Origin of the sequence: Enterobacter sp. AC1, assembly GCF_050434705.1 — a bacterium.
Classification (GTDB): Bacteria; Pseudomonadota; Gammaproteobacteria; order Enterobacterales; family Enterobacteriaceae; genus Enterobacter; species Enterobacter cloacae_L.
The window spans coordinates 837765-860458 of record NZ_JBNDIZ010000002.1 but is presented as its reverse complement, the minus strand read 5'-3'; the positions used below and the strand labels follow the sequence as shown (position 1 = coordinate 860458).

The following is a 22694-nucleotide window of genomic DNA, read 5'->3' as shown; positions in this document are numbered from 1 at the left end:
CTTACTCCTGATAAGTGTTAAGGCTTAGATAATCTGCCGAACTTCGTCGAGTGTGGTGGTACCAGAGGTACCCAAATCCAGTTTGTTGCCGTCGCTACCTTTAATTACGCCCTGGACCAGTGCGAACTGCAGCGGCTGTGCCACCAGTTGGGTGGTCCCTTTACTGGCGCTGATTGCCACTTTGTAGGAACCGTTCGGCGCTTTGGTGCCGTCGGTCAGTGTGCCATCCCAGGTAAAGGTGTGAACGCCCGCCTTCAGTTCACCAATTTCGATGGTGCGAACCACCGCGCCGGTTGAGTCGGTGATCGTCGCGGTCACTTTGTCAGCCGGCTGCTGCAGTTCAACGCCAAACGGCGTGGTGGTCGTGGTGGCATTGCCATCGGTGGTGCTGGTGCCCGCCAGGATCGTGGTACCCGGGATCATCACCCCGTGACCAATCAGGCTTGCCGCCTGCAGAGACTGGGCGCTGTTAATCTGCCCTGAGACGGAACCGAGGGTGGTGTTCAGTTTCTCAATGCCGCTCACGGTACTGATCTGCGCAAGCTGCGTGGTCAGTTCGTTGTTCTGCATTGGGTTAGTCGGGTCCTGGTTCTTAAGCTGAGCCACCAGCAGCGTCAGAAAGCTGCCCTGAAGATCGGCGGCGTTACTCCCCGTCAGGGAGTTAGAACCTGTCGAACTGTTCGTGTTGCTGACGCCCGAGTTCGTAGGATCATTCACATTTACGGCGATGGACATGCATGTCTCCTTTACTGGCCGAGAGTGAGTGTTTTGAGCATCATGCTCTTCACGGTATTAAGCACTTCGACGTTGGCCTGGTAGCTACGGGAAGCCGACATGGAGTTCACCATCTCACCCACCACATCCACGTTCGGCATTTTCACGTATCCGCTGGCATCCGCGAGCGGGTTACCTGGCTCATACACCAGCCTGTCCGGCGCCTGGCTCTCTACCACTTCCGAAACCTTCACGCCGCCCGTCGCCGCGCCTGGCGCAGCATCGACCTGAAAGACAACCTGTTTGGCACGGTAAGGCTGCCCGTCAGGTCCGGTCACGCTGTCGGCGTTCGCCAGGTTACTGGCGGCCACGTTCAGACGTTTGGACTGAGCGGTTAACGCCGAACCGGCAATATCAAAAATATTCAGCAAGGCCATCTATCAGTTGCCCCCCTGCAGGACGTTCATCATGCCTTTGATTTGTCCGCCGAGTACGGTCAGGCCCGTCTGGTATTTCAGGCTGTTGTCGGCAAACTGTGTACGCTCCCGGTCCATATCCACGGTGTTACCGTCGAGTGAGGGCTGATCGGGAATGCGATAAAGTAAATCGGTCGCTGGCGCGGTCATCGCCTGAGCAGGAATATGGCGAGAGGATGTCATGGCGAGTGCAACACCCGTTCCTTCGGCACGTCCACGCTCCATCACCTTTTTGAGCTCACTGGAAAAATCAATATCGCGCGCCTGATACCCCGGCGTATCGGCGTTCGCGATGTTGGCGGCTAAAATCTCCTGCCGCTGGGCGCGTAAATTGAGCGCTTCCTGCTGAAAACGTAACGCGGCGTCGAGTTTATCGAGCATGTCTCCTCCGCTGATGGCAAAATTTCAGTTCACAGCTTAAATCTCACCCGGTCTCCCCTATCGACGGAATAAGCGCAAAATGCGTCGCTATTTATTCCGTTGATGCAAAACCACTGCAGGTAGAATTCACTCAACTCTGGAAACGGTGGAACTTGCGATGCAAACGTTAAAACGTGGCCTGGTGGCGACTTTCTTGCTGTTTAGCCCTCTGGTGCAGGCTGAGGGTTTACAGGAGCAGTTAACGACCTTTTTTGCTGAAAAACTGGCAGGCTTTAGCGATGACGTTAACGTTAGCGTGCGCACGCCACCGAATCTGTACCCGACGTGTGACCAGCCGTCATTCAGCGTGGTGGGGTTCACCAGGCTGTGGGGAAATGTGAACGTGCTGGCACGCTGCGCCAATGAAAAACGCTATTTACAGGTTGCAGTTCAGGCGACGGGCAATTATGTTGTCGCCGCCGTGCCCATTGCGCGCGGCAGCCTGCTGCAGGCAAACAGCGTGACGCTGAAACGCGGGCGTCTGGATCAGTTGCCTCCACGAACCATGCTGGAAATAAATCAGGCACAGGATGCCGTCAGCCTGCGCGATGTCGCACCCGGCCAGCCGATACAGCTCTCGATGCTGCGTCAGGCCTGGCGGGTAAAAGCAGGCCAGCAGGTGATGGTCGTGGCCAACGGAGAGGGCTTTAGCATCAACAGTGAAGGGAAAGCATTAAACAATGCCGCGGTGGCGCAAAACGCCCGCGTCAGAATGTCTTCAGGCCAGGTGGTGAGCGGAACCGTCGATGCTGATGGGAATATTCTGATTAACCTATAATCTTTTTAAAGATTTCGCGGCGCTTGCCGATAAATATTCAACTAATGATGATGTCAGGCGCAAACGCCGCGAACCCTCGATGAGGACAACACTATGAGCATTGATCGTACATCAGCCCTGAAGCCGGTAAGCGCTGTACAGCCTCGCGAAACGAATGACGCTGCTCCGCAAAAAGCGCGTCTGGAGAAGCCGTCAACGGCCAACAGCACCAGCGTGACCCTGAGCGACGCTCAGGCAAAACTGATGCAGCCAGGCAGCAACGATATCAACATGGAACGTGTTGAGGCGCTGAAAACGGCTATTCGTAACGGTGAACTGAAAATGGATACCAGCAAGATCGCTGATGCCCTGATTCAGGAAGCACAGAGTTTCTTACAGAGTAACTAAGCGTATGAGTCGACTGTCAGAAATACTGGATCAAATGACGGTTGTCCTGAACGACCTGAAAACGGTAATGGACGCTGAACAGCAGCATCTCTCTTCCGGTCACATCAACGGCAGCGCGCTGCAGCGTATTACTGAAGACAAAAGTTCGCTTCTGGCGACGCTGGATTATCTGGAGCAGCAGCGCCGCGCTGAGCAAGATCCTAAGCGCAGCGCCAATGACGATATTATTGAGCGCTGGCAGACCATTACTGAAAAAACCCAGCACCTGCGCGATCTTAACCAGCACAACGGCTGGCTACTGGAAGGTCAGATTGAGCGTAATCAGCAGGCGCTTGAGGTGTTGAAACCGCATAAAGAAACCGGACTGTACGGTGCGGATGGTCAGACAGCGACTGCGCGCATTGCGGGTGTTAAAAAGATTTCGATTTGATGCATAAGCGACAAATCATGCAGCGGGGAGCACCATAAGGTGAACTCCCCTTTTGGCGTTTATGCCGTACGGCGGGCAAACTCTTTCACTTTGAATCCCAACACGGCGAGCGTGGCAAAGTAAGCCACTACCCCAACGCCCACCACGGCCATCAGCCGCATCAGACGGTAGGGCATGGTACCCAGGGACCACTCCGGCATCACGTACAGCATGCCCAGTAACGCGGCAGACATCACCAGTACCGCAACGATCAGACGCACGAGGAAGCTTCCCCAGCCCGGCTGCGGCGTGAAAATATCCTGCTTACGCAGCTGCCAGTACAGCAGCCCGGCATTCAGACAGGCCGCCAGACCAATCGATAATGACAGACCTGCATGCTTCAGCGGGCCAATAAACGCGAGGTTCATCAGCTGCGTCATAATCAGCGTTACAATAGCAATTTTCACCGGCGTTTTGATGTCCTGACGCGAGTAGAAGCCCGGCGCCAGCACCTTGACGACGATCAGCCCCATCAATCCGACCGAGTAGGCAATTAGCGCGCGCTGCGTCATGGCGGCATCAAAGGCGGTGAATTTCCCGTACTGGAAGAGCGACACCGTCAGCGGTTTGGCCAGAATTCCCAGCGCCACTGCGCTTGGCAGGGCCAGCAGGAAGCAGAGACGTAAACCCCAGTCCATCAGGCGGCAATACTCATCGTGATTGCCGCTGGCAAAGCTTTTCGACAGCGACGGCAGCAGGATGGTCCCCAGCGCCACGCCCAGCACCCCGGACGGAAACTCCATCAGACGGTCTGCGTAGTACATCCAGGAAACCGAGCCGGACACGAGGAAAGAGGCAAAAATGGTGTTGATGATAAGCGAGATCTGGCTGACGGAGACGCCAAGAATGGCGGGCCCCATCTGCTTAATGACGCGCATCGCCCCGGCATCTTTGAGATTAATGCGCGGCAGCACCAGCATGCCAATTTTTTTCAGATGCGGCAGCTGATAGGCCAGCTGCAGCACCCCGCCCACGGTGACCGCCCAGGCCAGCGCCAGCACCGGCGGGTTGAAGTGCGGCGCGGCGAACAGAGCAAAACCGATCATGCTGACGTTAAGAAACGTCGGCGCAAACGCCGGGACAGAGAAGCGGTTCCAGGTGTTCAGGATCGCTCCCACCAGCGAGGCCAGCGAGATCAGCAAAATATAGGGGAAGGTAATACGCAGCAGCTGCGAGGTCAGGGCAAATTTATCTGCCGTATCGGCAAAACCGGGCGCGGTCACCATTATTACCCAGGGCGCTGCCAGCATCCCGATGACGGTTACCACAGCCAGGGCCAGCGTCAGCAACCCGGAGACATACGAAACAAATACGCGCGTCGCGTCTTCACCCTGCTTGCTTTTATATTCCGCAAGGATAGGAACGAACGCCTGGGAAAATGCCCCTTCAGCAAAAATACGGCGCAGGAGGTTCGGCAATTTAAACGCGACGAAAAAGGCGTCCGTTGCCATCCCTGCACCAAAGACCCTTGCCACAATGGCATCACGCGCAAAACCAAGCACGCGGGAGAACATGGTCATCGAGCTGACGGCTGCCAGCGATTTTAATAAGTTCATTAACGTGAATTTCCAGAACCATACGGATTTGTAGACCGGGTAAGCGTAAGCGCCACCCGGCAAAGCCAACAAGCGGCGCTTAGTCTAACCCGATTTCAACGAATTACTATCCGCAGATGTTACAGCGAGTTATTCACTCATGGCGTCGCGCCAGAGCCTTTCCACAATGCGCTGCGCCATAATGGCCTGCTCGCCGGACGTTTCAGGAACCGTCTGATTTTGCACACAGGTAATAAAGTGACGGGCGCATCCTGCAAAACCGCGCTGCTCCAGCGTACTCTGCCAGCCGGGTACCGGGAGCGCCACCACGCCGCTCCCCTTCTCCTCGCGCCACTCACGCATGTCCGTAATGTCGACCAGCGCGCCGTCGGTCACCGCCTGCACGGATTCACGCTGGCTACCGGCCCGACGGTGCATGCTGGTGGTCACCTGAAGATGCTCAACGGAAAAGTGGTGTTCCGCATAGACCATCTGCCCCTGATCGTTTGTCAGCAGAGTGCCGCTTTTCAGCTGTGCATTGCCGTCCGTCAGCCATAACGCCGTATCCACAACGTGAAGATAATCATCCAGCAGGGTAAAGCGCAAATCGTTCGGCCCGACGCTGTCGGTGCGGTGCTTATCCATCCGCAGCGAGGCAAGCGTGCCGGACTGCGCCTTAAGCTGCTGATAAAGCGGCGCGAAGCGGCGGTTGAAGCCCACCATCAGCGTCAGCTTTTTGCGCGCGGCAAGCTCAATCAGCCGTTCCGCGTCCTGAACATTTTCAGCCAGCGGTTTATCCACGCAGACGTGGACATCCGCGTTGAGCAGCTCGCTCACCACCTGATAGTGAGTTGCCGTTGAGGTATGGACAAAGACCGCATCGCACTCGCGGGCCAAATCCGGCAGGGAAGCGGCATACGGAATACGCCAGGTTTCGCAGATACGCTCTGCCTTTTCTCGGGTGGGTGACCATGCCCCTTGCAGGGTCCAGTCCGTCGCCGCACCTAAAACCGGTAGCCAGGCTTTTTGCGCGATACCGCCCAGCCCCACTACGCCTACGCGTAATTTTTTCACCGTTAATCTCCCAGATGTGCCAGCAATGCATCCAGACGCTGTTTCAGTCCGGCGACCTCTTCTTCCAGCGCCTCCACGCGGGCAGCCAAATCGTCATTTCCATCAGGAACATCGGTGATAATGGAATTAACTGAAATATCAATTTCACCGCTGAAGAGATGCATATAGCGGCTTTCACGCTTGCCCGGCTCGCGCGCCAGACGCACCACGTAAGGGCCGTCGTCACGTGAGGCCAGCCCTTCCAGGACCTGTTCAACTTCCTGCATATCCGCGAACTCGTGCATGCGGGAGGCTCGCGTGCGCAGCTCGCCCGGCGTTTGCGCCCCACGCAGCAACAGCGTGGTGATGACCGCCACTTCCGCACTGCTCAGCTTCAGGTCACCAAATTCGGAATTACAAAACCGCTGTTCGTATTTGGTGACGCGGTTGCCGAAGCCGCTGACGGTGCGCAGATAGTGGCGTTTTACCAGTGCATCCAGCACGTCCTGAACGTCATGCTCGCTCAGGTTCATGACCGGCTCGCGGTTGGTCTTCTGATTGCAGGCCATGGTCACGGCGTTGACGGAGAGCGGATACTGCTCCGGCGTGGTGACCTGTTTTTCGAGTAAGCACCCAATCACGCGCGCTTCTGTACCGTTTAGCTGATACTTCATCTTTTCTCCTTAACGACCTGCAGTCCAGTCCCGGGTGGTTAATGCCGTCAGAACGTGGTCGCGCCACTCTCCGTCTATCAGCAGATAGTCTTTGGCATAACCCTCTTTCTCGAACCCTAAACGCGCCAGCAAATTCCCGCTGCGCTGATTATGCGGCATATAGTTCGCCATAATGCGATGGATATGTTGCGTGCGTTGCATGTAGCGGATCGCCACCGTCAGCGCCTCATACATTAGCCCCTGCCCCTGCCATTTCTGGCCAATGGAGTAGCCCAGGTAACAGGCGTGAAACGATCCGCGCACCACGTTTGAAAAATTGGCGATCCCGATAATTTCTTTCTCTTCAGGATCCAGCAGCGCGAAATAAAACGCGCTGCCCTGCTTATGAAATTCCGTAATCATGCTGAGGCGCGCCTGCCAGCCGGAAGGGTAACAATGGCTCTCATCCCGAACGGGTTCCCAGGGTTTTAAAAACTGGCGATTCTCGGCGTAATAATCCGCCAGACGCCAGGCATCACGCTCATGCACCAGACGAACGACCAGCCTGTCCGTTGTCAGACGCACTTTTGGCACATTACTGCGATAGCCAAACATCGATACCACTCCTTCCCGTCACTTCTGCTGACCCATTAGCTTTACTATACCTGCGCCGGTGCCGTCTGTGAAAACAGTGACATACCATTTTGCCCGCTTTTCACATTTTTCGATGAGAACTCTCTATCAAAGCGCGCTTTTGATAAAAAAATATTGTCACGTGCAGGGGTGGGAAAAAACGCAGCGACACCGCAGAATGTTAGCGTGCTCACCATCCTATTTTCCCTGGAGGGAAAATGTCCCGCGTATCACAGGCCAGGAGCCTGGGTAAATATTTCCTGCTGGTCGATAACATGCTGGTCGTGCTCGGCTTTTTCGTCGTTTTCCCCCTCATCTCGATTCGCTTCGTCGATCAAATGGGCTGGGCGGCGCTGATGGTCGGTATCGCGCTGGGGTTACGTCAGTTTGTTCAGCAAGGCCTGGGCGTATTTGGCGGTGCCATCGCCGACCGCTTTGGTGCTAAACCGATGATCGTCACCGGCATGTTGCTCCGCGCGGCAGGCTTTGCCACGATGGCGATTGCCCAGGAGCCCTGGCTGCTCTGGTTCTCCTGCTTCCTCTCCGGTATCGGCGGTACCCTGTTCGATCCACCGCGCACCGCGCTGGTGGTGAAGTTGATTCGCCCGCAGCATCGCGGCCGTTTCTTCTCGATTCTGATGATGCAGGACAGTGCCGGAGCGGTTATCGGTGCGCTACTGGGAAGCTGGCTGCTGCAGTATGACTTCCGTCTGGTCTGTGCGGCTGGCGCGGTGCTCTTTATCCTGTGCGCGCTGTTTAATGGCCTGTTCCTGCCGGCGTGGAAGCTGTCGACGGTTAAAGCACCTGTCCGGGAAGGACTTGGCCGCGTCCTGCGCGACAAGCGTTTTGTCACCTATGTACTGACCCTGACGGGGTATTACATGCTTGCGGTGCAGGTCATGCTGATGCTGCCGATCATGGTTAACGACATTGCGGGTACCCCTGCTGCCGTTAAGTGGATGTACGCCATTGAAGCCGCACTTTCCCTGACGCTGCTCTATCCGATTGCCCGCTGGAGCGAACGGCGTTTTCGTCTGGAACATCGCCTGATGGCCGGCCTGTTTCTGATGACGCTGAGCATGATGCCGATCGGCCTGGTGAACTCTCTCCAGCAGCTGTTTATGCTGATTTGCACGTTCTATATCGGCTCTATCATCGCCGAACCTGCCCGTGAAACGCTGAGCGCCTCACTCGCGGATGCGCGCGCCCGCGGCAGCTATATGGGATTCAGCCGGCTGGGGCTGGCCCTTGGCGGCGCATTAGGTTACGCCGGTGGCGGCTGGTTGTTTGATGCCGGTAAAGCGTTACATCAACCCGAGCTCCCCTGGATGATGCTCGGCGCGGTAGGTTTTATGACGCTCCTTGCCCTGTGGTGGCAGTTCAGCCCGAAACGCAGCGCGAGCGGCATGCTCGAACCCGGCGCATAGCCGTTCCCTCGGGCGGGAACCTGTCTCGCCCCACTTCTCAGTTTTTTCTGCTGGTTTCTGCCATTTCACACTGACATACTGGCGTAACAGGACAGAAGCGCCGATTTTTCGTTGAGGAACACTATGAAGAAAATTGTTTTTGCTGCTGCATTAATTGTCAGCGGTCTGCTGGTTGGCTGTAACCAGCTCACGCAATATACCGTCAGTGAACAGGAAATTAATCAGGCGCTGGAAAAACATAACAATTTTTCTAAAGACATTGGCGTGCCGGGGCTTGCGGACGCGCATATCGTGCTCACGAATCTGACCAGCCAGATTGGGCGGGAAGAGCCAAACAAAGTCACCCTGGCCGGTGATGCGGACCTTGATATGTCATCCCTCTTTGGTAATCAGAAAGCCAACATCAAGCTCAAGCTGAAGGCCCTGCCCGTTTTCAACAAAGAGAAAGGGGCGATTTTCCTGCAGGAAATGGAAGTCGTCGATGCGCAGGTTTCGCCGGACAAGATGGCGCCGGTTCTGCAAACCCTGATGCCCTATCTGAACCAGTCGCTGCGTAACTACTTCAACCAGCAGCCCGCATACGTCTTAAGTGAAGACAAAAGTAAGGGTGAAGCCCTGGCGAAAAAATACGCAAAAGGCATAGAGGTGAAACCGGGAGAAATTATCATTCCTTTCACCGATTAACCTGAAGGGCGCTGCGGCGCCCTTTTTTTTACGGAAAAGTGTGCAAACGAAAACGTTTCCGCTTATGATTTGTGTCCGGCAAAAACAGCCATCCTTATGACTGATTCCTGACAAGCCGGAGCTTCCATGACTGCACAACCCCAGGTTCTTAAAATCCGCCGCCCTGACGACTGGCATATCCATCTGCGTGATGGCGATATGCTGAAAACCGTCGTGCCTTATACCAGCGAAATTTATGGCCGCGCGATTGTTATGCCTAACCTGGTTCCGCCAGTCACCACCGTCGATGCCGCGATTGCCTACCGCCAGCGCATTCTTGATGCCGTACCCGCGGGTCATGATTTTACCCCGCTGATGACCTGCTATCTGACCGATTCACTGGATCCGAACGAAGTGGAGCGCGGTTTTAACGAAGGCGTATTCACGGCGGCGAAACTCTACCCGGCGAATGCCACCACCAACTCCAGCCACGGCGTCACCAGCATTGATGCCATCATGCCGGTTCTGGAACGCATGCAGAAACTAGGCATGCCGCTGCTGGTCCATGGAGAAGTGACGCATGCCGAGATTGATATCTTCGACCGTGAAGCGCGTTTTATCGAAACCGTGATGGAGCCTCTGCGCCAGCGTCTTCCCGCACTTAAGGTGGTCTTTGAGCATATCACCACCAAAGACGCAGCAGAGTATGTGCGTGACGGCAACGAACTTATCGCCGCCACCATTACGCCACAGCACCTGATGTTTAACCGTAACCACATGCTGGTGGGCGGGGTGCGCCCTCACCTGTACTGTCTGCCTATCCTCAAGCGCAACATCCACCAGCAGGCGCTGCGCGAGCTGGTTGCCAGCGGGTTCTCCCGCGCGTTCCTTGGCACCGATTCCGCGCCTCACGCCCGCCATCGTAAAGAGGCGAGCTGCGGCTGTGCAGGCTGTTTCAACGCTCCAACGGCACTTGCCAGCTACGCGACCGTATTTGAAGAGATGAACGCCCTGGAACATTTCGAAGCGTTCTGCTCCCTCAACGGCCCGCGCTTCTACGGCCTGCCGGTCAATGACTCCTTCATTGAACTGGAGCGTAAAGCGAGCCACGTTGAGGAGTTCATTGCGCTGACGGATGACACGCTGATCCCATTCCTGGCCGGTGAAACCGTAAACTGGACGGTAAAACGTTAAAAAACCGAAGCCCCTTGTTGTCAAACCCATAATATACCTGTATAAATAAACAGTATATTACACAGGGGGCATTTATGCGTATTGAAGTCACCATAGCCAAAACTACCGTTCTGCCTGCCGGCGCGCTTGATGCCCTGGCAGGCGAACTATCCCGTCGTATTAACAACACTTTTCCCGACAACGCGGGTGCCGTAACGGTGCGTTACGCCGCGGCAAACAACCTGTCCGTCATTGGCGCTGCGAAAGAAGATAAAGATCGCATCAGCGAGATCCTGCAGGAAACGTGGGAAAGCGCAGACGACTGGTTCATCACTGATTAACACTGCTCCCTCATTGTGTTTTTTGCCGGGTCGCCCCGGCTTTTTTTCGTCTGAACATTCTGGAAGTTCAAATTAATTCGGTATCTTCTTTAAGAATCGTGAACAAGATGGTGTTTTATTGTTCGAACAATCCTAAAAAGCAGAAAAATGTGTTGCCAGCTGTTTATTTTTCCCTTCGGAACCCTTATTACTTGATATACTGAAGATGCTTTCAGAAAAACATGCATTGAACCTCAGAGCCGTTGTCTTCTAACACGCATTAAGGGGGTTATAATGGAAAAGAATAGTGAAGTGATCCAGACCCATCCACTTGTTGGCTGGGATATCAGTACCGTAGATAGCTACGATGCGCTGATGCTGCGTTTGCACTACCAGACCCCGAATCAACTCAACCGTGAAGAAGCGGAAGTTGGACAGACGCTGTGGCTAACAACAGACGTCGCCCGTCAGTTTATTTCTATTTTAGAAGCAGGTATTGCAAAAATAGAATCTGGCGACTATCAGGAAAATGAGTATAAGCGGCACTAACCGTATGCCCACTTTTCACTCAACAGGCACCCTCGCGGTGCCTTATTTATTTCTCCCTTGTCTAACCCCGCGTTGTTAATTACTCTGCTAATAAAACGTAAGTTTACGAGACGCATATGAGATACGACTTAATCATTATTGGTAGCGGCTCCGTGGGTTCCGCCGCCGGCTATTACGCAACGCAGGCAGGTCTGAACGTCCTGATGATTGACGCCCATCGTCCTCCCCATGCGGAGGGGAGCCATCATGGCGACACCCGCCTCATACGTCATGCGTATGGTGAAGGCGAGCGCTATGTGCCGCTGGTGCTTCGCGCCCAGACGCTGTGGGACGAGCTGGCGAAACAGACCGAAGAGCGTATTTTCGAGCGTACCGGGGTTATTAATCTTGGCCCGGCTCATTCGGAATTTCTCGCCGGCGTCGAACGCAGCGCGAAAGCCTTTAATCTTGAGGTTGAAAAGCTGGACGCGGCGGGCATTACGGCGCGCTGGCCTGAAATTACCGTCCCGGACGATTATACTGGCCTCTTTGAAGCCAACTCCGGCGTGCTGCATTGTGAAACGGCGATCAAAACGTGGATTGACCTTGCCGCAAAAGCCGGCTGCGCGCAGCTGTTTAACTGTCCGGTGGATGCCATCACGCATGACGCTGATGGCGTTACGGTGACCACCCTTGACGGCGAATACTCAGCGTCCCGCCTGCTGGTCAGTGCAGGAACCTGGGTCACGCGCCTGCTGCCGGACCTGCCGATCCAGCCGGTGCGCAAGGTCTTCTCCTGGTTCCAGTCGGATGGCCGCTACAGCGCGCAGAATAAATTCCCGGCCTTCACCGGGGAATTACCGAATGGCGATCAGTTCTACGGTTTCCCTTCCGAGAAAGACGCGTTGAAAATCGGTAAACACAACGGTGGCCAGGTTATCTCCTCTCCTGAGGAGCGTAAACCCTTCGGCGCCTTCCCACAGGATGGCTCAGAAGCCTTCACGTTCCTGCGTAATATTCTTCCAGGCGTCGGCGGCTTACTGTATGGCGCGGCCTGTACCTACGACAATACGCCGGATGAAGACTTTATCATTGATACGCTGCCTGGACATGACAACACCCTGCTTATAACCGGGCTGAGCGGTCACGGCTTTAAGTTTGCTTCCGTGCTGGGTGAAATCGCCGCCCAGTTTGCCCAGGGTATCACGCCGCAGTTTGATCTGGCGCCCTTCTCCCTCTCGCGTTTTAACGGATAATCGCCAACGGGCTCCGGACATCGGGGCCCGTTTCATTCACACTGCTATTGCGGAGCGTTATGCGCAGGATCGTTACCTTTCTTATGAATAATATTCGCGAGCATTTTATGCTCTATCTCTTATTGTGGGCGCTGCTGGCGATTATTGATTTTGTTTACATTGTATTTTATTGAAAAGCCACATTGACAATAATTGACATTAACTTAGGCTTATTGAAAATCTCAATTTCATCTTGCACGAAGACATTGAATTACCTTTATCGATCCTATTCAAAAGCGCTGAAATAAATAAAATAAAAATCAATATACATTTATTTCAGTTGCAATATCACGACTTCCCGTTCATTTTTACCCTTCGGTTTATTTGAAAATGGACATTCTGATGCAATTGCGTAACTCCTCCCGGCGCTACGGAATAATATCCATAAGTTTGCACTGGATATTTGCTATTGCCGTCTACGGTATGTTTGGACTTGGGCTCTGGATGGTCACGCTCAGCTATTACGATGGCTGGTATCACCAGGCGCCGGAGTTACATAAAAGCATCGGTGTTCTGCTGATGCTGGGGCTGGTTTTTCGCGTGGTCTGGCGACATATTTCCCCGCCGCCCGTAGCGCCGAAAACCCACGGTAAAATGACCCGCCTGAGTGCCGTTGCGGCGCATATCGCGCTCTATGCGCTGCTCTTCGCCATCCTGATTAGCGGCTACCTCATCTCGACGGCTGACGGTAAGCCGATCAGCGTCTTTGGTATATTTGACGTCCCGGCAACGCTCAGCGATGCGGGCGCGCAGGCCGACACCGCAGGGGTTGTTCACCTCTGGCTTGCCTGGAGCGTCGTGATCCTGTCCGTGCTGCACGGGCTGGCCGCCCTCAAACACCACTTTATTGATAAAGACGATACGCTAAAGCGCATGCTTGGCCGCTCGTCCGTTGACTCTGGAGTATAAAATGAAAAAACACCTGCTGGGTATCGCACTGGGTTCTCTGTTATTTACCACCGGTTCCGCGGTGGCGGCTGATTATAAAATTGATAAAGAGGGCCAGCATGCTTTCGTCAATTTCCGTATTCAGCATCTGGGATATAGCTGGCTGTACGGGACCTTTAAAGATTTTGACGGCACGTTCAGCTTTGACGATAAAAACCCTGCCGCCGATAAAGTCAATGTGACAATTAATACTAACAGCGTCGACACGAACCATGCTGAACGTGATAAACACTTGCGCAGTGCGGAATTCCTGAATGTGTCGAAATTCCCCCAGGCCACCTTTACCTCTACGGACGTGAAGAAAGACGGTGATAAGCTCAATATTACCGGAAACCTGACGCTTAACGGCGTAACTAAACCGGTCACCCTTGATGCTAAATTAATTGGTCAGGGGGACGATCCCTGGGGCGGGAAACGTGCAGGTTTTGAAGCCGCAGGTAAAATTCATCTGAAAGATTTCAACATCACAACGGATTTAGGCCCGGCGTCGCAGGATGTTGAGCTGGTTATTTCGGTCGAAGGGGTTCAGCAGAAGTAATCATTGCGCCCGGCACGGTGAACACCTGCCGGGCGTTATCATTATTCCGGGTCGGGGATACCCAGTTTGGTATTCAGACGGCCGCGTGATTTATTGAAAATCTTATTGCCGTTTTCACGTCCAGCGCGACGACGACGCTGCTCTTCTTCCGGCAGGATGCTCTCTTCACTGCACAGTTCGCTACAGCAGCCGTTAAACTTCTCGGCGCAGGCCGGGCACTGAATGAACAGCAGATGACAACCGTCGTTTTTACAGTTGGTATGGGTATCGCACGGCGCGCCGCACTGGTGGCAGTGGGCAATCACGTCTTCGGAAATACGCTCCCCCATACGCTCGTCAAAGACAAAGTTTTTCCCGATAAAGCGTACCGGTAAACCCTGCTCGCGGGCGCGGCGGGCGTACTCAATAATGCCGCCTTCAATGTGCCAGACCTTATTAAAGCCGTTGTGCTTCATCCACGCGCTGGCTTTCTCACAGCGGATACCGCCGGTGCAGTACATAACGATTTTTTTATCTTTATGTTCCTGCATCATCTTAACCGCTTTCGGCAGCTGCTCGCGGAAGGTGTCGGCCGGGATTTCCATCGCGTTCTCGAAGTGCCCCACTTCATATTCATAGTGGTTACGCATATCAATGAACACGGCATCCGGATCGTCCAGCATTGCATTCACTTCCGCAGCCTTCAGGTATTCACCGACATCCGCCGGGTTAAACTCAGGGTCGTCAATGCCATCCGCCACGATGCGTTCACGCACCTTCATGCGCAGCACCCAGAAGGATTTCCCGTCATCATCCAGCGCAATGTTCAGGCGTACGCCGTTGAGGGCCGGGTCGAACTGATAAAGAGAGTCCCGGAAGGCGTTCACTTTGCTTTCCGGTACGCTAATCTGTGCATTAATGCCTTCGCGGGCAAGATAGACGCGTCCGAAGACGTTCAGCGCCGTGAAAGCCTGATAAAGCGCATCGCGGGTCGCCTGCGGATCGTCGATGGTGAAATATTTGTAGAATGAGATGGTCGTGCGCGGTTCGGTTTCAGCCAACATACGCGCTCTTAACATCTCATTCGATACGCGGTTGTGTAACACTGGCATGGTGTACAGTCCTGGAATCGTTAGAGAGAATGAAAAATCGGTCGGCATCATATAGCAAACAAAACCAATTTACATCCACACAATTTACGCTACATTTCACACACCCTGATTAATCAGGCATAACAATTGCTGTATTCGTGCACGTTTCGAAAGTAGATATTTTGGCTATGTCTCAAAAAATGAGACACTAGCAAAACAGGACGTTTGAACACAGGACAGACATGACCCAGTTACCAAAATTTACTGCTGCGCTTTTGCATCCCCGCTATTGGTTGACCTGGCTTGGCATTGGCTTTTTATGGCTACTGGTACAGCTTCCCTACCCCGTTATTTTCCGGTTGGGCAAATCTCTGGGCCGTTTCGCGCAACTCTTTATGAAGCGCCGCGCCAGAATAGCGTACCGCAACCTTGAGCTGTGTTTTCCGCAGATGAGCGAATCAGAACGTCACGACATGGTGTCGAAGAATTTCGAATCCGTCGGGATGGGGCTGATGGAAACCGGTATGGCGTGGTTCTGGCCGGACAAACGCATGGCCCGCTGGAGCGAAGTGGCGGGAACCGGCATGGAGCCGGTGCATACGCTTCAGGCCAATAAGACGGGCGTTCTGCTGATCGGCGTCCATTTTCTGACGCTGGAAATCGGGGCGCGTATGTTTGGCATGCAGGCACCGGGCATCGGCGTTTATCGTCCAAACGACAACCCGGTCATCGACTTAATCCAGACCAACGGCCGCATGCGCTCCAACAAAAGCATGATCGACCGTAAAGATCTGAAGGGCATGATCCGCGCGCTGAAGTCCGGTGAAGTTGTCTGGTATGCCCCAGACCACGACTACGGTCCGCAATCCAGCGTATTTGTCCCCTTCTTCGCCGTTGAAGAGGCTGCCACAACCACCGGCACCTGGATGCTGGCGCGCATGTCCAAAGCCGCCATCGTGCCGTTTGTTCCCCGCCGTAAGCCGGATGGTTCGGGCTACGAACTGATCATGCTGGAGCCGGAGCTCGCGCCGCCGCTTGACGATGCAGAAACCACCGCGCGCTGGATGAACGGCATTGTCGAGAAGTGCATCATGCGCGCGCCGGAGCAGTATATGTGGCTGCACCGCCGCTTTAAAACCCGCCCAAAAGGCACGCCGTCCCGCTACTGATTTTCAGCATGCGGTCCTTCGGGCCGCATGCTGTTTTAGCTTTAAAAGCGCCTCCTCATTGCGGCAATCATAACCCAGGCGCATAATTAGCAGGCTTATTACTCTATGCCTCAGGTGCTCTGCACCTCATTATGCGGATTGTTATGTCACCCTCAGATGCCCCCATAAACTGGAAGCGTAACCTCACGGTTGCGTGGCTTGGCTGTTTCCTCACCGGCGCGGCGTTTAGCCTGGTCATGCCTTTCCTGCCGCTCTACGTCGAACAGCTGGGCGTAACGGGCCACAGTGCGCTCAATATGTGGTCCGGCCTGGTATTCAGCATCACGTTTCTCTTTTCCGCAATTGCTTCACCCTTCTGGGGCGGCCTTGCCGACCGCAAGGGGCGAAAAATCATGCTGCTACGCTCGGCGCTGGGGATGGCGATTATCATGGCGCTGATGGGCATGGCGCAAAACGTCTGGCAGTTTCTGATCCTGCGCGCGTTGCTGGGCCTGCTGGGGGGATTTATTCCCAATGCGAACGCCTTGATCGCCACGCAAATTCCTCGCCATAAGAGCGGCTGGGCGCTGGGGACGCTCTCAACCGGCGGCGTGAGCGGTGCCTTATTGGGCCCGCTGGCCGGTGGATTACTGGCGGATAGCTACGGGCTGCGGCCGGTCTTCTTTATCACCGCCAGCGTGCTTTTCCTCTGCTTTATCGTGACTCTGCTCTGTATTCGTGAAAACTTCACGCCCGTCGCCAAGAAAGAGATGCTCCACGCCAGAGACGTGCTGGCCTCGCTTAAAAACCCCAGACTCGTGCTGAGCCTGTTTGTGACGACCCTGATTATTCAGGTCGCAACCGGTTCGATTGCTCCTATCCTGACGCTGTACGTTCGCGATCTGGCAGGCAACGTCAGCAATATTGCGTTTATCAGCGGGCTAATTGCCTCCGTGCCCGGCGTGGCAGCACTGATTAGCGCCCCGAGGCTCGGGAAACTCGGTGACCGCGTTGGGCCGGAAAAGATCCTGATCTGTGCGCTGGTGATTTCCGTCCTGCTGCTTATCCCCATGTCGATGGTGCAATCCCCCTGGCAGCTGGGCGTTCTGCGCTTTTTACTGGGTGCCGCCGACGGGGCGTTACTGCCCGCCGTGCAGACCCTGCTGGTCTACAACTCCACGAACCAGATTGCCGGACGTATCTTCAGCTATAACCAGTCGTTTCGCGACATCGGTAACGTCACCGGACCGCTTCTCGGGGCTGGGATCTCCGCCAGCTTCGGTTTTCGCGCCGTCTTTATCGTGACGGCTGGCGTCGTGTTGTTCAATGCTATTTATTCGTGGTTCAGTTTATCCCGCGCGTTACGGCCCGTGACGGAATAAGACGAACGCCTGACGGCTTATTTTCGCATTCATACTTGCACAATCTGATATTCAGCTATTCTTTCCCTAAAACCATCTGAAAAACAGGGAGACACCGATGACCATGTACGCCACGCTGGAAGAAGCTATTGATGCCGCTCGCGAAGAGTTCCTCGCCGACAACCCCGGCGTTGAGGAAGAAAATGCTGACGTGCAACAGCTTAATATCCAAAAATACGTTCTGCAGGATGGGGATATTATGTGGCAGGCCGAATTCTTTGCCGATGACGGTGAAGAAGGGGAATGTTTGCCGGTCCTGAGCGGTGAAGGTGCGCAGGCCGTCTTTGATGGCGATTATGATGAAATCGAGCTACGGCAGGAGTGGCTGGAAGAAAATACCCTGCACGAGTGGGATGAGGGCGAATTTCAGCTCGAGCCGCCGCTGGATACGGAAGAAGGTCAAACCGCAGCCGACGAATGGGACGAGCGTTAATTTACGTTATTCGTACGGGCCGTGGCTGGCATCGACGGGCAGCAGCAGCGTGTCGAAAATCAGCGAGAACGGCAGATCGAGCACGGTCAGGTAGCGCCATGCGGAGTCGCGGACGTCCCACTTCACGCCCGGGTAGTACTGATTTCCGTGGCCTTGCCCTGGAATGGTGCGACTGATGATACTGCCACAGCCGCTGAGCAGGCATGCCATCATGACGACGATGATTATTCTCATGAGTAACCTCTAAAAAAATACCGGCGATTAAGCCGGTATTTTATCTGGCGGGTAGCGCTTCGCTTACCCGCCCTGCTTAACAACTTACTTCGCCTTCAACGCCAGCGGATTCAGCTTCAGTTCTTTATAGTAGTTTACCCACGAAGAGTATCTCTCCGGAGCGGACCACACCCGATAGTGAAGTCGCGCCATCGTGACCGGGTCGCTCAACAGCACCAGACGACGGTCGCGGTTGAGTTTTTCCGGGGTCTCGTTCAGCGCTTGCTCAACGTGACGATCGCGGGCAATCTCCAGCACGTGGCTGGCACGGTGACGTGCCGTCGCCATTGCCGTTGCCAGTGCGTTGAATGACGGGTTAAACACGGCGTGCATAAAGCCGTCATCCAGCGAGCGATTGCGGTTCTGCTCAAGATAGGTGTCGGTATCCACCAGCACCTGCGGCGGGGAGTACTCTTCCGGGATCAGGAACAGCTTCCAGCGTTTCGTGCGCAGCCCTACCGTTGAACGGCTGGAAATGACGGACACAAACGGCGACAGGATCAGCGAGAAGACAATCGGTGCCAGCCAGAACAGGAAGCGCAGATCCAGCCAGGCCATCCCGGCCGCCCACACCAGACCCAGCAGCAGCTGAGAACCGTGGCGCATGAAGGCTTCGCTCCATGGCGTGGAATCGTCATCACGCTGCGGTGAGTTCCAGACCACTTCCCAGCCCAGGAACGCACTGACCACAAACACGGTGTGGAACAGCATACGCACCGGTGCCAGCAGCACGGAGAACAGCACTTCCAGCAGCAGTGAAAGGGTCACGCGGAAGAAACCGCCGTACTCTTTCGAGCCTTTGCACCAGATCAGGATGATGCTGAGCAGCTTAGGCAGGAACAGCAGCACCATGGTGGAAGCAAACAGCGCAATCGCCAGCTCGGGACGCCACTGCGGCCACACCGGGAACAGCTGGCGCGGCTGCAGGAAGTATTGCGGCTCCGTCAGGGCATGGACGACCTGCAGCGCGGTCGAGAGCGCGAGGAACATAAACCATAGCGGTGCGGAGAGATAAGACATCACGCCCGTCAGGAACACCGCACGGTGAACCGGGTGCATCCCTTTTACCAGGAACAGGCGGAAGTTCATCAGGTTACCATGGCACCAGCGGCGGTCACGCTTGAGCTCGTCCAGCAGGTTCGGCGGCAGCTCTTCGTACGATCCCGGCAGGTCGTAAGCAATCCAGACGCCCCATCCGGCACGACGCATCAGCGCCGCTTCCACGAAGTCGTGCGACAGAATAGAGCCGGCAAACGAACCCTCACCCGGCAGCGGCGCCAGCGCACAGTGCTCAATGAACGGCTTCACGCGGATAATGGCGTTGTGACCCCAGTAGTGCGATTCACCCAACTGCCAGAAGTGCAGACCCGCCGTAAACAGCGGCCCGTAGACACGGGTGGCGAACTGCTGGCAGCGCGCATACAGCGTGTCCATACCGGACGCTTTTGGCGAAGACTGAATGATGCCCGCATTCGGGTTGGCTTCCATCAGACGCACCAGACCGCTCAGGCAGTCACCGCTCATGACGGAGTCAGCATCCAGCACGACCATATAGCTGTACTGGTTACCCCAGCGACGGCAGAAGTCATCGATGTTACCGCTTTTACGCTTCACACGACGGCGGCGGCGACGGTAGAAGATCTGCCCTTCGCCCTGCACTTCTGCAATCAGCTCCATCCACGCTTTTTGTTCTGCCACGCAGATATCCGGGTTGTAGCTGTCGCTCAGGATGTAAACGTCGAAATGCTCCGCGTTGCCGGTGGCCTTGACGGACTCCCAGGTCGCGCGCAGGCCCGCAAACACGCGGTCAACGTCTTCGTTACAGATAGGCATAATCAGCGCGGTACGGTGCTCAGGATTGAGGGCTTCATCCCCGACCGTTGACGCTGAAATGCTGTATTTGTCACGCCCCATCAGCAGCTGCAGGAAGCCCATCAGCGCGGTCCAGAAACCGGCCGATACCCAGCAGAAGAGGACAGCGAACAGCAGGAGGATGCCGCTCTGCAGAATATACGGCAGGAGCTGCATGAAGGAGACCCAGAGATCCTGGCCCATCATGTCCGTTGGGTTGATAAACGCCCAGCCCTGGTAAGGCAGGATGGTTTTCATGTACCAGGTCGCGACGACCGTCTGCGCCAGCGTCAGAAGCAGCAGGATGTAGCGACGGATGGTCCCCACGGTACGCCATTTCTGTTCGGACGCCTGCTCTTCTTTCGTCAGACGTGACAGATAGCGCGGCGTCACATCGCGCCCGCGCAGGCGATCCCAGAAGCGACCAACCGGGTTGGTGCGCCATGGATCGGGGAACATCGAGGAGCGCGTAGCCTTCGGCATCGCCTGAAGCTGATCGCGTCCTTCGTCGTCTTTAATCAACTGCCCTTCTGCCAGCGAGTCCGGCCATGCCTGCTCCAGACGCGCCTTTACTGACCCGAGCGGCGTATCATCATCACGGGAAAACTGACGATGTTCACCATCCAGCGCGGTGTGAACCGCGCGGATGTCGCTCTTAGGCAGCGCCGCTTTCTCAATATCCGTCAGCGGCATGGCATCAATATATTCAGATGTATTATTCATTGGCAGGTAGCTGGTAGCTCCAGGTTTCACTCAGCGGCTGATCGTTACTGACCAGCGCAGCACGCATTTCAGTGGTCTGTTTCGGATCTTTCACTTTCACGCGCAGGGTCAGGCGCCAGCCTTTGGTTACCGGGTTGTAACGCACGGCGTTCTCAACGATTTCACCGTTATCACCGATGCTGGCCTGAGCGGTAACCGCAGTATCCGGCGACAGTTTCTTCATATCCTGGCCTGCGAAGTCCACGACGAACGCCACGGTACCGTCAGGCTGACGGATAAGATTAGACTGCTTCACATCACCCGTTGAGCGGCGAGTCTGCATCACATACGCGTTATCCGGCGCATGCAGCTTATCTTCGTCGCGGCTGAAGGTAATGGTGTACTTGAAGTTCATCTCTTTACCGGCTTCCGGCAGCTGATCCGGCGTCCAGTAAGCGACGATGTTATCGTTGGTTTCGTCGTTGGTTGGAATTTCAACCAGCTCAACCTTACCTTTACCCCAGTCACCGTTTGGCGTGACCCAGGCGCTTGGACGCTGGTCATAGCGGTCGTCCAAATCTTCAAAGCGGGAGAACTGACGACCACGCTGCAGCAGGCCGAAACCTTGTGGGTTTTCCATCGCGTAGCTGCTAACGGCCAGATGTTTAGGGTTATTCAGCGGACGCCAGATCCACTCGCCGTTACCGGCATGAATAGACAGACCGTTGGAGTCGTGCAGTTCCGGGCGGAAGTTGGTTGCCGGCGACGGCTGGTTCGGCCCAAACAGGAACATACTGGTCAGCGGCGCAACGCCCAGTTTGCCCACTTTATCACGCAGGTAAACCTTGGACTGCACGTCAACTACCGTGTCGCGACCCGGCATAATCACAAAGCGATAGGCGCCGGTTGCACGCGGGGAATCCAGCAGCGCATAAATGGTCAGACGTTTGTCCGTTGGTTTTGGACGTTCAATCCAGAACTCGCGAAAACGTGGGAACTCTTCACCTGATGGCAGCGCGGTATCAATGGCCAGTCCGCGCGCAGAAAGCCCGTACACCTGTCCCGCGCCAATCACGCGGAAATAGCTGGCGCCAAGCATGCTGACGATTTCGTCGTTTTTATCTTTGCTGTTGATCGGGTAAAGCACCTTGAAGCCTGCGAAGCCCAGGTCTTTCACCGTATCTTTGTCGTGTTGCACATTGCCGAAATTGAAGTAATCCGGGCTGTATTTGATCTTACGTACCGCTGTCGCCGTCACTTCATTGATGGCAACAGGCGTGTCGAAGTACATACCCTGATGATAAAATTCAAGCTTGAACGGGGTCTTAATATTGCTCCAGTACGCTTTGTCGTGATTGAACTGGATCTGCTGATAGTCCGCATACTTCATGTCGCGGAAAACGGAGGGCAAGTTACTTTTCGGCGCTTCGTAGCTCTTGCCTGCCATCGATTTTGCCTGTTTTGCGACATCGTCGATGTTAAAGGCCAGTGCCGATGAGGTATACAGTGATAACACTACTGCAGCACCTAACCAACGCATTTTCATCATCTGTGGTTTATGTTTCATAATAAGTAAGCACTTCCCCCTTTGTGTGCTTATATCGATCCGATCCATTTTAATGGAAACTCAGGCAATCCGACAACATTATCACTGCTTTGTTCAGCTGCTGGCTCATGGAATAAGCAAATGAAAGAACCCGCTATTCACTTTGCGTGCTTATCCTGGAGACAGGGTGTCGGTCTTGGTGTAGGGTTGCCTTCGAATGTAACCATTATGAGTCTTAGG

The 22694-nt window shown here is 55.0% G+C and carries 26 protein-coding genes; 15 read left to right on the top strand and 11 right to left on the bottom strand.

From position 1 onward, the window contains the following. Window positions 1-24: 24 nt before the first annotated feature. Genes flgD through flgB form a run of 3 tightly spaced genes read right to left on the bottom strand, consistent with a single transcriptional unit; the run spans window position 25 to window position 1571 of the window. On the bottom strand, window positions 25-735 hold the full coding sequence (gene flgD / locus M2433_RS08970) for a flagellar hook assembly protein FlgD (RefSeq protein WP_429056933.1): 711 nt from the start codon (window positions 733-735) through the stop codon (window positions 25-27). An 11-nt stretch (window positions 736-746) separates the two neighbouring features. After that, window positions 747-1151 carry a flagellar basal body rod protein FlgC gene (gene flgC, locus M2433_RS08965; protein ID WP_223563090.1) on the bottom strand — a complete coding sequence of 135 codons (405 nt, stop codon included), beginning with the start codon at window positions 1149-1151 and terminating at the stop codon, window positions 747-749. A gap of 3 nt (window positions 1152-1154) precedes the next feature. Further along, a complete protein-coding gene (gene flgB, locus M2433_RS08960; protein WP_008500815.1) occupies window positions 1155-1571 on the bottom strand; it encodes a flagellar basal body rod protein FlgB in 417 nt (138 codons plus the stop codon). A 157-nt stretch (window positions 1572-1728) separates the two neighbouring features. On the opposite strand from flgB, the gene flgA reads away from it, so the two are divergent. The 3 genes from flgA to flgN all read left to right on the top strand — a co-directional run bounded on the left by flgA (window position 1729) and on the right by flgN (window position 3205). Continuing rightward, window positions 1729-2388, top strand: a complete 660-nt coding sequence (flgA, locus tag M2433_RS08955; protein WP_429056929.1) for a flagellar basal body P-ring formation chaperone FlgA — start codon at window positions 1729-1731, stop codon at window positions 2386-2388. 93 nt (window positions 2389-2481) lie between these two features. Further along, on the top strand, window positions 2482-2775 hold the full coding sequence (gene flgM / locus M2433_RS08950) for a flagellar biosynthesis anti-sigma factor FlgM (protein WP_047349008.1): 294 nt from the start codon (window positions 2482-2484) through the stop codon (window positions 2773-2775). Between the two features lie 4 nt (window positions 2776-2779). Continuing rightward, window positions 2780-3205 (top strand): flagella biosynthesis chaperone FlgN, encoded by a 426-nt coding sequence (gene flgN, locus M2433_RS08945; protein ID WP_008500818.1) that lies wholly within the window; start codon window positions 2780-2782, stop codon window positions 3203-3205. A 59-nt stretch (window positions 3206-3264) separates the two neighbouring features. Here flgN and murJ read toward each other — a convergent pair whose 3' ends face one another. The 4 genes from murJ to rimJ form a co-directional block, all read right to left on the bottom strand. Next, entirely contained in the window at window positions 3265-4800 is a 1536-nt protein-coding gene (murJ, locus tag M2433_RS08940; protein ID WP_059311041.1) for a murein biosynthesis integral membrane protein MurJ, read from the bottom strand. A 129-nt stretch (window positions 4801-4929) separates the two neighbouring features. Further along, window positions 4930-5853, bottom strand: a complete 924-nt coding sequence (locus M2433_RS08935) for a Gfo/Idh/MocA family protein (RefSeq protein ID WP_429056923.1) — start codon at window positions 5851-5853, stop codon at window positions 4930-4932. A gap of 2 nt (window positions 5854-5855) precedes the next feature. Then, entirely contained in the window at window positions 5856-6506 is a 651-nt protein-coding gene (locus tag M2433_RS08930) for a YceH family protein (protein ID WP_429056921.1), read from the bottom strand. Window positions 6507-6515: 9 nt separating this feature from the next. Next, complete coding sequence (gene rimJ / locus M2433_RS08925; RefSeq protein WP_008500822.1) at window positions 6516-7100, bottom strand: ribosomal protein S5-alanine N-acetyltransferase; 585 nt, start codon at window positions 7098-7100, stop codon at window positions 6516-6518. A 236-nt stretch (window positions 7101-7336) separates the two neighbouring features. Between rimJ and mdtH the strand changes: the two genes are divergently transcribed. The 9 genes from mdtH to M2433_RS08880 all read left to right on the top strand — a co-directional run bounded on the left by mdtH (window position 7337) and on the right by M2433_RS08880 (window position 14010). After that, a complete protein-coding gene (gene mdtH, locus M2433_RS08920; protein ID WP_429056918.1) occupies window positions 7337-8545 on the top strand; it encodes a multidrug efflux MFS transporter MdtH in 1209 nt (402 codons plus the stop codon). A 123-nt stretch (window positions 8546-8668) separates the two neighbouring features. After that, window positions 8669-9229, top strand: a complete 561-nt coding sequence (locus tag M2433_RS08915) for a lipoprotein (protein WP_047349013.1) — start codon at window positions 8669-8671, stop codon at window positions 9227-9229. Window positions 9230-9355: 126 nt separating this feature from the next. Continuing rightward, window positions 9356-10402 (top strand): dihydroorotase, encoded by a 1047-nt coding sequence (pyrC, locus tag M2433_RS08910; protein ID WP_429056915.1) that lies wholly within the window; start codon window positions 9356-9358, stop codon window positions 10400-10402. Between the two features lie 74 nt (window positions 10403-10476). Beyond that, window positions 10477-10722 carry a DNA damage-inducible protein I gene (gene dinI, locus M2433_RS08905; RefSeq protein WP_008500826.1) on the top strand — a complete coding sequence of 82 codons (246 nt, stop codon included), beginning with the start codon at window positions 10477-10479 and terminating at the stop codon, window positions 10720-10722. Window positions 10723-10995: 273 nt separating this feature from the next. Further along, entirely contained in the window at window positions 10996-11250 is a 255-nt protein-coding gene (gene bssS, locus M2433_RS08900; protein ID WP_008500827.1) for a biofilm formation regulator BssS, read from the top strand. 116 nt (window positions 11251-11366) lie between these two features. Next, a complete protein-coding gene (gene solA, locus M2433_RS08895; protein ID WP_429056911.1) occupies window positions 11367-12485 on the top strand; it encodes an N-methyl-L-tryptophan oxidase in 1119 nt (372 codons plus the stop codon). A gap of 59 nt (window positions 12486-12544) precedes the next feature. Then, entirely contained in the window at window positions 12545-12658 is a 114-nt protein-coding gene (locus M2433_RS08890) for a DUF2770 family protein (RefSeq protein ID WP_429056910.1), read from the top strand. Between the two features lie 208 nt (window positions 12659-12866). Then, window positions 12867-13433 (top strand): cytochrome b, encoded by a 567-nt coding sequence (locus tag M2433_RS08885; RefSeq protein ID WP_429056908.1) that lies wholly within the window; start codon window positions 12867-12869, stop codon window positions 13431-13433. Between the two features lies 1 nt (window position 13434). Next, window positions 13435-14010, top strand: a complete 576-nt coding sequence (locus tag M2433_RS08880) for a YceI family protein (protein ID WP_063431618.1) — start codon at window positions 13435-13437, stop codon at window positions 14008-14010. A gap of 41 nt (window positions 14011-14051) precedes the next feature. Here the strand turns inward: M2433_RS08880 and M2433_RS08875 are convergent, their stop codons facing one another. Beyond that, window positions 14052-15101 (bottom strand): rhodanese-related sulfurtransferase, encoded by a 1050-nt coding sequence (locus M2433_RS08875; RefSeq protein ID WP_429056906.1) that lies wholly within the window; start codon window positions 15099-15101, stop codon window positions 14052-14054. Between the two features lie 221 nt (window positions 15102-15322). Between M2433_RS08875 and M2433_RS08870 the strand changes: the two genes are divergently transcribed. The 3 genes from M2433_RS08870 (at window position 15323) to M2433_RS08860 (ending at window position 18082) form a co-directional block, all read left to right on the top strand. After that, window positions 15323-16249 carry a Kdo(2)-lipid IV(A) acyltransferase gene (locus M2433_RS08870; RefSeq protein ID WP_429056904.1) on the top strand — a complete coding sequence of 309 codons (927 nt, stop codon included), beginning with the start codon at window positions 15323-15325 and terminating at the stop codon, window positions 16247-16249. A gap of 143 nt (window positions 16250-16392) precedes the next feature. Continuing rightward, window positions 16393-17610 carry a multidrug efflux MFS transporter MdtG gene (gene mdtG / locus M2433_RS08865; RefSeq protein WP_429056902.1) on the top strand — a complete coding sequence of 406 codons (1218 nt, stop codon included), beginning with the start codon at window positions 16393-16395 and terminating at the stop codon, window positions 17608-17610. Between the two features lie 97 nt (window positions 17611-17707). Beyond that, the gene (locus M2433_RS08860; RefSeq protein ID WP_020884694.1) at window positions 17708-18082 is read left to right on the top strand and encodes a MysB family protein; all 375 of its coding nucleotides are present in this window, start codon (window positions 17708-17710) and stop codon (window positions 18080-18082) included. Window positions 18083-18088: 6 nt separating this feature from the next. Here the strand turns inward: M2433_RS08860 and M2433_RS08855 are convergent, their stop codons facing one another. The 3 genes from M2433_RS08855 to mdoG all read right to left on the bottom strand — a co-directional run bounded on the left by M2433_RS08855 (window position 18089) and on the right by mdoG (window position 22475). Beyond that, window positions 18089-18316, bottom strand: a complete 228-nt coding sequence (locus tag M2433_RS08855; protein ID WP_429056899.1) for a YceK/YidQ family lipoprotein — start codon at window positions 18314-18316, stop codon at window positions 18089-18091. An 84-nt stretch (window positions 18317-18400) separates the two neighbouring features. After that, window positions 18401-20929 (bottom strand): glucans biosynthesis glucosyltransferase MdoH, encoded by a 2529-nt coding sequence (gene mdoH, locus M2433_RS08850; protein ID WP_429056897.1) that lies wholly within the window; start codon window positions 20927-20929, stop codon window positions 18401-18403. After that, window positions 20922-22475: a glucans biosynthesis protein MdoG gene (mdoG, locus tag M2433_RS08845; RefSeq protein ID WP_059311053.1), complete on the bottom strand. Its 1554-nt coding sequence runs from the start codon at window positions 22473-22475 to the stop codon at window positions 20922-20924. The genes mdoH and mdoG overlap by 8 nt, the downstream gene beginning before the upstream one ends. Between the last annotated feature and the right edge of the window lie 219 nt (window positions 22476-22694).

Coding starts and splice junctions, on each gene's coding strand:
- M2433_RS08885 (WP_429056908.1), top strand. CDS start 12,867: ATGCAATTGCGTAACTCCTCCCGGCGCTACGGAATAATATCCATAAGT.
- M2433_RS08930 (WP_429056921.1), bottom strand. CDS start 6,506: ATGAAGTATCAGCTAAACGGTACAGAAGCGCGCGTGATTGGGTGCTTA.
- M2433_RS08870 (WP_429056904.1), top strand. CDS start 15,323: ATGACCCAGTTACCAAAATTTACTGCTGCGCTTTTGCATCCCCGCTAT.
- solA (WP_429056911.1), top strand. CDS start 11,367: ATGAGATACGACTTAATCATTATTGGTAGCGGCTCCGTGGGTTCCGCC.
- M2433_RS08890 (WP_429056910.1), top strand. CDS start 12,545: ATGCGCAGGATCGTTACCTTTCTTATGAATAATATTCGCGAGCATTTT.
- M2433_RS08855 (WP_429056899.1), bottom strand. CDS start 18,316: ATGAGAATAATCATCGTCGTCATGATGGCATGCCTGCTCAGCGGCTGT.
- dinI (WP_008500826.1), top strand. CDS start 10,477: ATGCGTATTGAAGTCACCATAGCCAAAACTACCGTTCTGCCTGCCGGC.
- flgM (WP_047349008.1), top strand. CDS start 2,482: ATGAGCATTGATCGTACATCAGCCCTGAAGCCGGTAAGCGCTGTACAG.
- mdoG (WP_059311053.1), bottom strand. CDS start 22,475: ATGAAACATAAACCACAGATGATGAAAATGCGTTGGTTAGGTGCTGCA.
- mdoH (WP_429056897.1), bottom strand. CDS start 20,929: ATGAATAATACATCTGAATATATTGATGCCATGCCGCTGACGGATATT.
- flgC (WP_223563090.1), bottom strand. CDS start 1,151: ATGGCCTTGCTGAATATTTTTGATATTGCCGGTTCGGCGTTAACCGCT.
- flgN (WP_008500818.1), top strand. CDS start 2,780: ATGAGTCGACTGTCAGAAATACTGGATCAAATGACGGTTGTCCTGAAC.
- flgD (WP_429056933.1), bottom strand. CDS start 735: ATGTCCATCGCCGTAAATGTGAATGATCCTACGAACTCGGGCGTCAGC.
- M2433_RS08860 (WP_020884694.1), top strand. CDS start 17,708: ATGACCATGTACGCCACGCTGGAAGAAGCTATTGATGCCGCTCGCGAA.
- M2433_RS08915 (WP_047349013.1), top strand. CDS start 8,669: ATGAAGAAAATTGTTTTTGCTGCTGCATTAATTGTCAGCGGTCTGCTG.
- murJ (WP_059311041.1), bottom strand. CDS start 4,800: ATGAACTTATTAAAATCGCTGGCAGCCGTCAGCTCGATGACCATGTTC.
- M2433_RS08875 (WP_429056906.1), bottom strand. CDS start 15,101: ATGCCAGTGTTACACAACCGCGTATCGAATGAGATGTTAAGAGCGCGT.
- flgA (WP_429056929.1), top strand. CDS start 1,729: ATGCAAACGTTAAAACGTGGCCTGGTGGCGACTTTCTTGCTGTTTAGC.
- bssS (WP_008500827.1), top strand. CDS start 10,996: ATGGAAAAGAATAGTGAAGTGATCCAGACCCATCCACTTGTTGGCTGG.
- mdtG (WP_429056902.1), top strand. CDS start 16,393: ATGTCACCCTCAGATGCCCCCATAAACTGGAAGCGTAACCTCACGGTT.
- pyrC (WP_429056915.1), top strand. CDS start 9,356: ATGACTGCACAACCCCAGGTTCTTAAAATCCGCCGCCCTGACGACTGG.
- flgB (WP_008500815.1), bottom strand. CDS start 1,571: ATGCTCGATAAACTCGACGCCGCGTTACGTTTTCAGCAGGAAGCGCTC.
- M2433_RS08880 (WP_063431618.1), top strand. CDS start 13,435: ATGAAAAAACACCTGCTGGGTATCGCACTGGGTTCTCTGTTATTTACC.
- mdtH (WP_429056918.1), top strand. CDS start 7,337: ATGTCCCGCGTATCACAGGCCAGGAGCCTGGGTAAATATTTCCTGCTG.
- rimJ (WP_008500822.1), bottom strand. CDS start 7,100: ATGTTTGGCTATCGCAGTAATGTGCCAAAAGTGCGTCTGACAACGGAC.